This window comes from Neobacillus cucumis (assembly GCF_023715505.1).
Window position 1 is genome coordinate 1 of record NZ_JAMBOH010000044.1, and the last position, 12,139, is coordinate 12,139.

Sequence of the window (12,139 nt, forward strand, 5' to 3'; positions counted from 1 at the left end):
TGCCCTCCAGGCTATCATGCCCGCCCCTCAATGTAAATTCGAAATAGCGTAGTCCACTTACGATAATTATGAGCGTTGCGAAAAATTTCATTGTTGATAATTTTACACAATTTAATGGACTTGACTATTTATTAACGACCGTCATCCCCAAAAATCAGTCATCTGGGTAGTCAATAGAGCTTTTTGACTACCGTCATCCCCAAAATTCAGCCATCTGGGTAGTCAATAGAGCTTATTGACGACCGTCATCCCCAAAATTCAGCCATCCGGGTAGTCAATGGAACTTATTGACGACCGTCATCCCCAAAAATCAGTCATCTGGATAGTCAATAGAACTTTTTGGATTAAGTCCGTATAATTGTGTAAAAAGAAAAGGAGTCAAATCTACCAGCGCCTGTGAACCACAATGGCTTGAGAAGGAGATTGAAATGGAAGTGGCTCTTAAAAGCATAACGATTACTGCGGATGAAGAGTTAATGGATCAGGTTCGGACCAATTTGATTCATAACAGCATTAAATTTACACCTGAAAAAGGAACGATTTCTGTTAAGCTAATCGAGACAGAGGAAGAGTCTGCCTCGATCTGAATTACGGATACAGGGATTGGCATGGACAAAGAAACACAAATCCATCTATTTGAGCGATTTTACAAAGGCGATAAATTCCGTAATCGTGCCTCCGGTGGCAGCGGCCTCGGCCTTTCGATTGCGAAAAAAATTATCGAGCTCCATGAAGGTGTGATGACGGTTCATAGTGAACTTGGACAAGGTACTGAGATGACCATCACATTACCCAGAAAGGTGACAGACTAGGTGCTATCACTTTTTATCATTTGATTGATAAGTTTGTCAGGTTTAGTGAAGTTTTGTATATATTCATCTAGTTTTCATGAATATTGTTAGGAGAAACAGGAAAATTATTGCTTTACGTCATTTGTTGTCAGAATTTTTGTAAAACAAATCATTGAATCTACTATAATCACAGTGTTACGATTTTTCATGTGAGCGCCACCATGAGTAAATACATAGACAACTACTTTTATGGAGGGATTTTATGAGTCAAATAACCGCAGTTCTAAAAGAAAAAGTAGAGAAGTTTTTAAGTGGAAAGAAGAAACTATTTATCAATGGTGAATTTGTTGAAAGTAAGTCTCAGAAAACCTTCGATTCATATAATCCAGCAACTGGAGAAGTATTAGCCTGTGTTTATGAAGCCGGCGCAGAAGATATCGATTTGGCTGTAAAAGCTGCCCGTAAGGCATTCGATGAGGGGCCATGGTCCAAAATGAGTGCGGCGAATCGGAGTCGCCTGATGTACAAGCTTGCTGATTTAATGGAAGAGAACGCTGAGGAACTAGCACAACTCGAGACTCTAGACAATGGTAAACCAATTCGTGAAACTAGCAACGCCGATATCCCTCTGGCGATTGAGCACATGCGCTATTATGCCGGTTGGTCGACGAAAATCGTTGGACAAACAATTCCTGTCAGCGGTCCATACTTTAACTTTACACGTCATGAAGCAGTCGGGGTTGTCGGCCAAATAATCCCGTGGAACTTCCCTCTTCTCATGGCCATGTGGAAACTGGGAGCTGCCCTTGCCACTGGGTGTACAGTGGTTCTCAAACCAGCAGAACAAACACCATTATCTGCATTATTTTTAGCAGAATTAATCCAAGAAGCTGGCTTCCCAGCAGGGGTTGTCAACATCGTCCCTGGTTTTGGGGAAACCGCAGGCCAGCCGCTTGTCGACCATCCTTTGGTTGATAAAATTGCTTTTACCGGCTCCACTGAAGTTGGAAAACAGATTATGGCCAATGCCTCTAAAACATTGAAACGGGTCACCCTTGAGCTTGGTGGAAAGTCGCCTAACATCATCCTACCAGATGCTGACCTAACCAAGGCCATTCCTGGTGCACTTAACGGTGTTATGTTCAATCAAGGACAGGTTTGCTGTGCCGGTTCCCGCGTGTTTATTCAGAAAAAGCAGTTTGATAATGTGGTAGCTGATATGGCTGCCCATGCGGACAAGATCAAACAAGGTGCTGGAATTCATGCGGATACAGAAATCGGACCGCTTGTATCCGATGAGCAGCAAAAACGAGTGCTCGGCTATATTGAAAGAGGACTTAATGAAGGTGCACAGCTTGTAACTGGCGGCATCAAGCCTCAGGAGCAAGGCTACTTTGTCTCCCCTACTATCTTTGCCAATGTCCGTGATGAAATGACGATTGCCAAGGAAGAAATCTTTGGACCGGTTATTTCAGCTATTGCCTATGACGATTTGGACGAATTAATTAATCGTGCAAACAATAGCGAATATGGACTGGCAGCAGGTGTATGGACTCGCGACGTGGCGAAGGCGCACTATATTTCTAGTAAACTCCGTGCCGGTACTGTTTGGGTCAACTGCTACAATGCCTTTGATGCCGCTTCCCCGTTTGGTGGATATAAACAATCAGGCATCGGGCGTGAAATGGGCTCCTATGCACTTAATAACTATACAGAAGTGAAGAGTGTCTGGATTTCCATGCAATAACTAAGAAAAGCGCAAGGCGCCCGCCTATCGGCGACAAGCACAAGACGAGCCGGCCGAAAGGTTGTTCTTTAACCTTTTGGACGGATTGGCTTGTGACCTCGAGCCGATGGCGCCTGGAGCTGGACAATTCTCGAAGTCCAAACTTAGACATTCTTATCTTTTAAAGGATGAGGGCTGAATCTGTTTCCCCAGATCAGCCCTTTTTCTTTTTGTTTTAAAAAAAAAGGTTTAGAGCCGGGAAGCCCGGGTACATAAAGAGTGTAAGTCAAATAGCAATTCCAAATAACACTAGGAGGGATTTTATTATGGCAAACAATGAAAAAGAAAACAGAGGCAGTATGACAGTGGAAGAAGCAGGCCGTAAAGGCGGAGAAGAGACTTCTCGTACACATGATAAGGAATTTTACCAAGAAATCGGTCGTAAAGGTGGAGAAGCCACCTCAGAAAACCACGACAAAGAATTTTATCAAGAAATCGGCCGTAAAGGCGGAGAAGCCACCTCAAAGAACCACGATAAAGAATTTTATGAAGAAATTGGGGAAAAAGGCGGAAAAGCCCGAGCTGAACAACGAGATGATGATTAAGGGCTAGGCCATAAAGGGAGGAGATCATTCTCCTCCCTTTTTTATTAAAAAAATACTCCCCCCCTCTATTAAAGTTCACACTGCTTAATCTCCCTTAATTGAATCCGCACCTTTCGTTTTTATGACAAAATCTACTTTTTGATTAACAATGATTTAATTTTCTGAGAAAAGTCCATCAGTTTCTCCATAAAAATGGTAGAATAATCTGGTAATCTGTTTTCATAAGTAGAAATGCAGGAGTTGGATTCTAAAAATGAATTCTACATTGATTGATTTCCATAAAAAACGTTTTGAATGGGTCTTTAAGGCGAAAGAGGAATTCCTCAACCATTTCAATCCCTATAAGAATGAAGGACTTTCCGACTCAATCGAAGACCTTTTGCACATTCTGCAAGCGGACCTTGAAAACCCAAATGAACCTTCCTCAGGCCGCCTCATCAAATTTTATCAAGAGGCCGACGAAGAAATGAGGATGAAGCTGAAAAACTATGAAAAACAAATCGAACCGTACGAGCTGTTAATTACAAAACAATCATCCATCATTGACCATAAAAAAGAGGAAGCCCAAATACAAGCGGACGGATTTGCCATTGAAATTGATGACTATGACCGATTCCTCAAACAGATTGAGCTTAAAAATACGGAATCCGACCATATTTGGGAATTGGTGGATGACACCATTGAGTATACTCCCCATGATCGAAAAGCGAGCATCATCAACGAAGATGTGTCTAGATTGCAGATAGCGGTAGAAAGAGACTTAGGGACTTCCATCCTTATCCTTAAACAGGAAGCTCATTTTTTTAAAATAGAGCTAGCAACTCCTTTAGAGCTTCCCTTCGTCCCTCCGATTCCACCGATCGAGCAAAAAATCGACGCCTTCTGGTTTAAGAATACCTATGAAAAGGCCCTGTTCAAAATGCGCTCCCTAGCACATGATTGGGTGACGGAGATGTATCAAAATTATAATCACCTATTAACATCGATTTTAAATGAAGTAACAGCGCAAAAAGAGCTAATTGTCAAAGAGGCAGAGGCATCGAAGCTTGAGTACAGACAAAAAATAAACAATCTTGAAAACCATTTGGTTACATACCAAAAGGAAGAAGCCGAGCTTAAAGCCCGCTATCAAAAGGCCTGCCAATTGCGGAATCAATTCCATGAGCATGGGTCTCAGTTACAGGGTTATTTGATCAAGCATTGGCTGGAGTATAAGGAAGAGTTGCAGCAGGATTTCCTATATGGAAAATCGGAAGACCGCTATCTTGCGGCACACTATTTGCAGCTTTTGCGGCAAGACGGTGAGAAGATAATCGAATCTGTAAACAGAGGAGGCGATGTATAGATGGTTCAAACCAATTTCCCTACAAAAAATGAATACGAACATGCAGTTAATGAATTAAAGAAGCTGAACGAAGACATTTTTTACGGTGATTTTAAAGAAAAAATGCACTCATTAGAAGGCAGAAACAAGGAACTGTTGGAAAAAGCCGTCACTACAGTGGATACCGTTTCTAACGAAATCGCTGAATTCACGCGCGAACTAACGGTTTCAGCCGAAAATAATCGAAAATTTTTGGAGCAAAATGAGGCGTTTTTCACTCTTACAAAAGATGACTTAGCAAAAACACAAGAAAAATTAGCTACCCATGTCACGGCACTGTTGGCAATGGATAACCGTTTGCAGCAGCTGCAGCAATCGTACAAAGAAATGTTCCACAAACATTCCGAGGCCATCAATAGCATTCTTGTGGTGCGTGAAGAGGCGCTAATCAACAAAGTTGTGTATCAACTCGAGTGCCTCGCCCAAAAACAGCTAGCGGAGCTCGAGGTTCACAAGGCGGAAATAGAACAATTGCGAGAACAAATGGAGTCGGTGAACAGCCACCATCAAGAGTCACTCCAAGCCCTCTCCAGCCAGATGACGAGCAAACAAGACCTGGCAAAGCTGGAGAAAAGAAGCGCGCTTAAATTGAACTTACTATTGGGCGTGGCAGTAGTGGAAGCAATCTTAATTGGCATTAAATTTTTTATGTAAGAGCAAGGGGCTGCCCAATTTGGACAGCCTCTATTTTTGTGGATGTGGATGGGGTTTGTTAATAAAATCGATTTTTTGTTAATATCTGCAAATCCCTTGTCCCATGAACAGGTTTCATCCACCCTCACAACGGGTACTTTAATATGGAGTCTTAGAAAAGGAGTGGATTGCTATGAGCAAAAAAATTGCTGTGGTAGTAACAGATCATTTCGAGGATTCCGAGTACAGCGAGCCAGTCCAGGCCTTTAAAGAAAAGGGTCATGAGGTCACTGCAATCGAAATGAAAAAAGGAAAAACCGTCCAAGGAAAACAGGGCCAGAGTGAGGTAGTTATCGATAAAAGTATTGATGACGTCTCTCCAGAGGACTTTGATGCCCTTTTCATTCCTGGTGGCTTTTCACCGGATATCCTCCGGGCAGATGAGCGTTTTGTCCAATTCGCCAAAGCTTTTATGGATGCTAAAAAACCGGTATTAGCGATTTGCCACGGACCCCAGCTGCTCATCACGGCAGAAACGCTTGAGGGGCGTGATGTAACTGGTTATAAATCAATTCATGTGGATTTAAAGAATGCTGGCGCTAATTTGCATGACAAAGAGGTTGTCGTGTGCCAGAATCAACTGGTCACTAGCCGGCAGCCGGATGATATACCGGCCTTTGTCCAAGAATCATTAAGAATATTAGGATAGCAAAAAGGCAGAGGGAATTTCCTTCTGCCCTATTTGGTGCTAGCCACTTATTTTAAAGGTCTTTTTGGGATGAAATGATGTGAATTCTACAAAAATACGGCTGAATTCTACCAATTACAGCGATAATTGACCAAAATTTTAAGTAATTCTACCATTCTTCACATGAATTCTACAAAAATTGGAAATCAACTTCCAACACCCTAAATAATAGGTAAGAATTCTACAAATCTCAGAAGATTTTCTCCGAACTCAGGCGGTTATTCTACAAAATATAGGAAAATACCCATACGAAAGATAACAAACACCACATTCCCAGTCATCTCAATACCATCATTACCCTTTGCCTTAGCGGCCTGAACTAAGAAAAGCGCAAGCGCCTTGGTCAGCCCCGACAAGCACAAGACGAGCCGGCCGAAAGGTTGCTCTTTAACCTTTTGGACGGATTGGCTTGTGACCTCGAGGGGCTAGGCGCTGGAGCTGGACAATTTTCGAAGTCAAAAACATTTATACTTTCTTATCTTTTAAAAAAGTCACCTGTACTAATGACTTTTAAATAACCTTCATGATTTGTTAATAGTTTGTTCATCTATGTGGTGTAAGATAAACCTATGAAATTGATTTTACCTCTTTTTCATAAATGACCCCCTTTTAATTATATATTGTTTGGTCCAGCTGATTTTCAGCTGGATATTTTTTTTTGTTTATGTCATCTTACATTTTTGTTATAATTACCCCCGGCATAAGTTAAATAAATGAACTTCATGCGGGTGGGAGAGGGAAATCGCGAAAGTGTGATTAAAAATGATGAAAGGGGTATTTAAACTTAAGCAGCATGAAACCAATATTAGAAAGGAGGTTATAGCAGGGTTAACCTCATTTTTTTCGATCGTCTATATTCTTGCCGTCAACGGAAAGATTCTTGAAGATGCAGGAATCCCTTTAGAAGCTGGAATTATTGCAACTGTATTATCATCGTTTATCGGATGTTTACTGGTTGCCTTTATCGCCAATGCACCGTTAATTATCGTTCCGGGGATGGGGATTAATGCCTTATTTACGTTTACGATTGTTGGTTCGTTGGGGCTTGATTATAAGGAGGCTTTAGGGGCTGTTGTCCTTTCTGGCATACTTTTTGTGATCGTTGCCTTTACGAAGTTACACAGCATCCTAACAAGAGCGATTCCAGATTCATTAAAAGAATCAATATCAGTTGGTATTGGCCTATTTATTGCCTTTATTGGTCTGCAAAAAAGCGGGATTGTTGTCGGAAACCCGACTAATTTTGTTTCCCTTGGTGAGTTATCTTCGCCTGTTGTGTTGGCTTCGATTATTAATCTCATCATTGCGTTATTTCTGTTCTTAAAGAAAGTACCGGGGAATTTTTTAATCACCATTATTCTTGGGACGATTGTTTCCTATTTTTTTGGACTGGTTGATTTTACAGGGATGAACACTAGCTTCATTTCCTTTGAGAGCTATAAGGATGTGTTTCTAAGCAGCCATTTCGGAAAGTGGTCGTTCCTTCCATTTTGGTCCGCTGTCTTCTCATTGGTGTTAGTGCTTGTTTTTGAAAATATCGGGTTGGTGCATTCCCAAGTAAATGGGATGCTGCAGGCTCCCGAAAAGAACGAGAAATCCTTAAAGGCAATCTCGATTTCCACGATTGTTTGTGGATTGTTAGGCACGAGTCCTGCTGTTTCGACGGTTGAATCAGCGGCGGGTATTACCACGGGCGGCAGAACTGGATTAACCTCTGTTGTAACAGGTTCACTCCTTCTGTTATCTCTATTTTTCATACCGTTTATCAAACTAGTGCCAGAAACGGCGATCACTCCGATTCTCATTATTATCGGGGGATTGATGATGAAAAATGTAGTAAATATCGATTTCTCTGATTTTACTGAAGCATTTCCGGCCTTTCTGGTGATCATCATGATTCCATTAACCTATAGTATTGTTGATGGAATTGCTTTCGGATTTATTGCTTATCCGCTTGTTAAAGTTTTTTCCAATAAATTAAAACAGATTTCACTTTCAAGCATCATTATTTCACTGTTATTCTTTACTAATTTTCTGCTTCATGCGGTTAGTTAATAAAAAGAAGACCTCGTACGTATTTTAAGAGGTCTTCTTTTTTACTAGTGTTAAAACTACAATTACAATCTGGCATTGATGTACTTCACCGTTAAGTTCCTCCCTGCTGTCTTCCTCCCTTTTGAATCCGTTTACAATTACTAAGTGAAAAATTTTTAACGAACGATCATTGATAACAGTAGTAACCAATCTTGTAAAGCCAGATATCACATTTCAGTCATAAGAAATATTTTACAACGCTCGTTTTATCCCATATGATTAATTTAGTGTTTTCAATTTTTTTAAAAGAGGTCAGAATGATGCTTAGAAAGTTTGGATTTTCTCAATATGAAAGCCAAGTATTTGAAGTTCTCGCGTCTTCGAGTGAACCGTTGGATGCCACGCTCATTGTTAAATATTCCGGTGTTCCCAAAGCAAAGATCTATGAAGTGCTGACGCGGATGGTTGAAAAAGGTCTGGTATTAGACTCTGTTTCCGAAAAGAAAAAGCTCTATACCGCTCTGCCTTTAAATCTAGTTATTGAAAAGTTAACGAAGGAATTTGAAGAAAATATCGGTCAATTGAAAAACAATACCCATCAAAACAACAGGTCTGATGACCGCGTCTGGAGTTTAAAGGTTGATTCTTCTATTCAACTCCAATGTAAACAGCTACTCCAAGAAGCGAAGCATTCGATTCAAATTTCGGTTTGGAAAGAAGATTTCCAAGCGTTTTTGCCAATTTTAATCGAAAAAGAACAATCAGGCGTAAAAATCGAGGCACTTGTTGTGGGTGATATTCAAGAATCACCCTTATCCTCCCTGCATATCCTATCGCCCAATGAAGAACACCGCAGATTAGAGAAAAACCGCCTCATCATTATTGATGAAGAGACGATTTTGTTTGCCGGTGTCGAAAACGATTCATGGCAAGCCATGCTTACAAAATCAAAGCCGTTTGTGAAGTTTTTTGTCGAGTTTTTCTATCATGATGTCGTGTTAACAAAAATCACCAAAAAATATGAAGACCAGTTAATGAATGATGAAGAATTTAAACATCTTCTGTTACGGCTTCGCTATTAAGAAAAGGCAGAGGGATATTCCCCTGCCTTTTACCATCATTTATTTAGTAAGGGTTTCAAGAGCAATAACGACCATATCATTAAAGGTGGTCTGCCGCTCCTCAGCTGTTGTATCTTCCCCGGTAAAAATATGGTCGCTGACCGTGAGAATCGATAGTGCCGAAGCTCCATACTTAGCCGCTAAAGTGTACAAAGCAGTTGTTTCCATCTCTACAGCTAAGACCCCATAGTCTCCTAACTTCTTCACGATCTCCATGCTGTCACGGTAAAACATGTCAGCCGATAACACATTGCCTGCCTTAATATCCATTCCCATGTGAATACCATGTTCAAACGCTTTGTTTAACATTTTAAAATCAGCACATGGTGCATAATCAATCCCTGGAAAGGTTAGGCGGTTGATATTTGAATCCGTTGATGAAGTCATGGCAAGAATCACATCACGTACATGGATATCCTTTTGAATGGCTCCGCAGGAACCAACCCGAATTAAGTTCTTTACCCCATAATCGCGGATTAATTCATTTACATAAATCGAAATAGAAGGAATCCCCATCCCTGTTCCCTGAACGGAAACTCGTTTCCCCTTATACGTTCCTGTAAATCCAAGCATCCCCCGAACCTCATTGTAGCAATGGACCTCTTCTAAAAAAGTCTCAGCGATATACTTCGCACGTAAAGGATCTCCAGGTAATAGAATATTTTCGGCAATTTCACCTTGTTTTGCATTAATATGAACACTCATTTGCTCATGATTACAGAGATGGCAGCCCCTGTAATCATGTTCACCTCCTTTAAATTTGTTCTGCCTCTCTATTTCTCACATTTCCCCGTGTAATGGAAAAAATGGCACATAGTAAGGCGAAGAAGACAAAAATCCCGCCAATCGAGGCATTATATAGAACGGAATAATGATTAATCACCATACCGCCAATAATCGATCCTAAAGCAATTCCAACATGTAAAGCTGAATTATTTAAACTTTGTTGAATATCCGATGTCTCCGGCGCGGTCTCAATTAAATAGTTTTGCTGCGCAGGTGTAATCGCCCAGCTTAACATACTCCACACCATCATCACAATCACAAACAGAATGAGAGAAAAAGTTACTTTTGGCAGGATGAACATCACAAGGGAAAAGATCACCACAATGGTCAAAATACTTTTCTTAGACCCCCATTTGTCTGCCATAAAACCGCCCAAGCCTCCGCCAAAGACAGCTGAAATACCAAAGATAAAATAGAAAAAGCTTACCCATGCAGCATCTAAATGTAAGGTAGATTTTAGAAATGGCGTTAGATAGGCATACAGTGTTAAATGACCCGTTAAAAACAAGACAGATGTTAATTGAGCAAACAAAATCTTTAAATTTTTTAAAGTGTTTAATTGTTTGCCAAGTGAGATAACTGGTTTGGGTTCAATTTTTCCTAAAAAGAAATAAACCCCAATCATCGAAATAAGTGTAAGGATCGCAATGAACAGGAATGGTGAACGCCAGCCGAAGTGATTCCCTACGATAAGTCCCGCCGGTACCCCTAATACTAAGGAACCGCTGATCCCCATAAAGATGATCCCAATCGCTCGTGCACGAAATTCTTCTTTTACAATACTAGAACCAATCGTTACACAGAGGACGACTAATAATGACCCACATGCGGCTGAGATTATCCTTGATAGGAAAAGCACAAGAAAATTGGGACTTAGAAAAGCCACAAGATTACCCACGAAAAACAAGCTTAATGTGATAAGCGCTAATCGTTTCCTTTCCACCTTAGCGGTTAACGTTAACAGGACCGGAGACGAAATTGCAAAAACTAGTGAATAGATGGTGATTAGTTCACCGGCTTTACTAACAGAAACGCCTAGCCCGCTCGAAACAATGTCTAAAATTCCGCCAACAATTAATTCCGCCATCCCGACTACAAAAGACACAATGGCTAAAATATATACTTTAAAATTCAACTAATCCAACCTCCCTTCCACAGATTCTCCAATTGGTTACTACTATAATAGTAACCTTTATCACATTCCTAATGCAAGGACTTTTTTTCTATGACTAAAAAGAAAGACCAGCTGAGTGCAGCCGGTCCGTTTTGATAAAGTCGCTATAGCTTAAGAAAAATCGTAGATGGCATTCAAGCCGTTCCTCAGTAAGAATCAATGGCCAAGTTAAAATATAAAAAAAAAGCCACAGGTACTAGTGACTTAGGTAATTTCTATTGGATAAATCGCAAATGCACAAACTTTAACATCTTGATTAAATCGACAAGCCTCACCATTAAGCGCGTCCCGCCCTCCCACTGCTTGCTGACCGGAATGCCTTTAAAATATGGTTCGGATGATACTATCTTGATGTTCGGCGACCAGCTTTCAAGTATTCTGGGATTGTTGACATAGAAATACATTTTCGCGCCCTTGTTTCCTGTTTTTTCAACGGTCCGGTTGGAGATGTTTACGGCAAATTTCGATTCTGCATCAAAGAACAACTCACCGCCCGGAAAGCGTGATGCCATTTGCTGAAACATCGCTTTAAGCTGATTTGCCTGAAAATAATAGAAAACCCCAGCAGAGATAAAAAGGATAGCATCCTCCTTATTAAAAATCACATCGTCAAACCAGGACACATCGAAAAAAGATTTGGCGATGCAGGTATTCCTTGGTGTGTCAGCGATTAGTGTCTGCCGGAAGGCAATTGCATCGGGTAAATCAAGGTTATACCAGTTAATCATGCCGTTATCCACCCTTGAAAAAGTCGTATCCAGCCCCGCCCCGATGTTAACAATGGTGGCCCGGGGATGTTTTTTGATAAATGCCCGGATTGTATCGTCTATTTTTCGAGCACGGACAATATAGCTGATGCCGCCGTATTCCCCAAACGTCTTAGCAATTTCGGTAAAATCGAACTCACAGCCGGCAATGATTTCGATCGCTTCTTTGTCGTACAAGATATCCGGATTCTTCTCACTTGCTGTCGCTCGCCCCCAAAGCGGGATGAGCATGGTGGCTTGAACGGATTGTAAATTTATCGTCATTTATCGTCCCTCCATTTTTTCCAGCTGAAAATATTTTAAATTAATTATCAATATTACGTTCAACTTTTTTTCATTCAATTAACCTTCGAATATTTTTTAAATAAGC

11 protein-coding genes and 1 pseudogene are annotated in these 12,139 nt (G+C 40.8%); 9 read left to right on the forward strand and 3 right to left on the reverse strand.

Annotated elements, in window-relative coordinates; translation table 11 throughout:
• The first annotated feature begins 428 nt into the window (after positions 1-428).
• The 9 genes and pseudogenes from M3226_RS28985 to M3226_RS29025 all read left to right on the forward strand — a co-directional run bounded on the left by M3226_RS28985 (position 429) and on the right by M3226_RS29025 (position 9,003).
• Positions 429-587, forward strand: a complete 159-nt coding sequence (locus M3226_RS28985) for a hypothetical protein (protein ID WP_251572692.1) — start codon at positions 429-431, stop codon at positions 585-587.
• Positions 588-812, forward strand: a complete 225-nt coding sequence (locus M3226_RS28990) for an ATP-binding protein (RefSeq protein ID WP_308212010.1) — start codon at positions 588-590, stop codon at positions 810-812.
• 241 nt (positions 813-1,053) lie between these two features.
• Positions 1,054-2,538 carry an aldehyde dehydrogenase family protein gene (locus M3226_RS28995; protein WP_251572697.1) on the forward strand — a complete coding sequence of 495 codons (1,485 nt, stop codon included), beginning with the start codon at positions 1,054-1,056 and terminating at the stop codon, positions 2,536-2,538.
• 305 nt (positions 2,539-2,843) lie between these two features.
• Positions 2,844-3,119: pseudogene (locus tag M3226_RS29000) on the forward strand (KGG domain-containing protein); the annotation flags it as partial.
• Between the two features lie 256 nt (positions 3,120-3,375).
• Positions 3,376-4,467 (forward strand): hypothetical protein, encoded by a 1,092-nt coding sequence (locus tag M3226_RS32995; RefSeq protein WP_251572699.1) that lies wholly within the window; start codon positions 3,376-3,378, stop codon positions 4,465-4,467.
• Positions 4,468-5,160 (forward strand): hypothetical protein, encoded by a 693-nt coding sequence (locus M3226_RS29010; RefSeq protein ID WP_251572701.1) that lies wholly within the window; start codon positions 4,468-4,470, stop codon positions 5,158-5,160. It begins immediately after the preceding gene.
• A gap of 172 nt (positions 5,161-5,332) precedes the next feature.
• Positions 5,333-5,848, forward strand: coding sequence for a type 1 glutamine amidotransferase domain-containing protein (locus tag M3226_RS29015; protein ID WP_251572703.1), 516 nt, complete (start codon positions 5,333-5,335; stop codon positions 5,846-5,848).
• An 804-nt stretch (positions 5,849-6,652) separates the two neighbouring features.
• The gene (locus M3226_RS29020; protein ID WP_251572742.1) at positions 6,653-7,942 is read left to right on the forward strand and encodes an NCS2 family permease; all 1,290 of its coding nucleotides are present in this window, start codon (positions 6,653-6,655) and stop codon (positions 7,940-7,942) included.
• Positions 7,943-8,241: 299 nt separating this feature from the next.
• A complete protein-coding gene (locus M3226_RS29025) occupies positions 8,242-9,003 on the forward strand; it encodes a TrmB family transcriptional regulator (RefSeq protein WP_251572744.1) in 762 nt (253 codons plus the stop codon).
• A gap of 39 nt (positions 9,004-9,042) precedes the next feature.
• Here M3226_RS29025 and deoD read toward each other — a convergent pair whose 3' ends face one another.
• The 3 genes from deoD to M3226_RS29040 form a co-directional block, all read right to left on the reverse strand.
• On the reverse strand, positions 9,043-9,747 hold the full coding sequence (deoD, locus tag M3226_RS29030) for a purine-nucleoside phosphorylase (protein ID WP_251572705.1): 705 nt from the start codon (positions 9,745-9,747) through the stop codon (positions 9,043-9,045).
• A 49-nt stretch (positions 9,748-9,796) separates the two neighbouring features.
• Positions 9,797-10,963, reverse strand: coding sequence for an MFS transporter (locus tag M3226_RS29035; RefSeq protein ID WP_251572707.1), 1,167 nt, complete (start codon positions 10,961-10,963; stop codon positions 9,797-9,799).
• Between the two features lie 254 nt (positions 10,964-11,217).
• The gene (locus M3226_RS29040; RefSeq protein WP_251572710.1) at positions 11,218-12,033 is read right to left on the reverse strand and encodes a class I SAM-dependent methyltransferase; all 816 of its coding nucleotides are present in this window, start codon (positions 12,031-12,033) and stop codon (positions 11,218-11,220) included.
• Between the last annotated feature and the right edge of the window lie 106 nt (positions 12,034-12,139).

Bases quoted from the DNA above. Each gene is read 5' to 3' on its own strand.
- M3226_RS29020 (WP_251572742.1), top strand. From the start codon at position 6,653: ATGAAAGGGGTATTTAAACTTAAGCAGCATGAAACCAATATTAGAAAG.
- deoD (WP_251572705.1), bottom strand. From the start codon at position 9,747: ATGAGTGTTCATATTAATGCAAAACAAGGTGAAATTGCCGAAAATATT.
- M3226_RS32995 (WP_251572699.1), top strand. From the start codon at position 3,376: ATGAATTCTACATTGATTGATTTCCATAAAAAACGTTTTGAATGGGTC.
- M3226_RS29015 (WP_251572703.1), top strand. From the start codon at position 5,333: ATGAGCAAAAAAATTGCTGTGGTAGTAACAGATCATTTCGAGGATTCC.
- M3226_RS28985 (WP_251572692.1), top strand. From the start codon at position 429: ATGGAAGTGGCTCTTAAAAGCATAACGATTACTGCGGATGAAGAGTTA.
- M3226_RS28995 (WP_251572697.1), top strand. From the start codon at position 1,054: ATGAGTCAAATAACCGCAGTTCTAAAAGAAAAAGTAGAGAAGTTTTTA.
- M3226_RS29010 (WP_251572701.1), top strand. From the start codon at position 4,468: ATGGTTCAAACCAATTTCCCTACAAAAAATGAATACGAACATGCAGTT.
- M3226_RS29025 (WP_251572744.1), top strand. From the start codon at position 8,242: ATGCTTAGAAAGTTTGGATTTTCTCAATATGAAAGCCAAGTATTTGAA.
- M3226_RS29040 (WP_251572710.1), bottom strand. From the start codon at position 12,033: ATGACGATAAATTTACAATCCGTTCAAGCCACCATGCTCATCCCGCTT.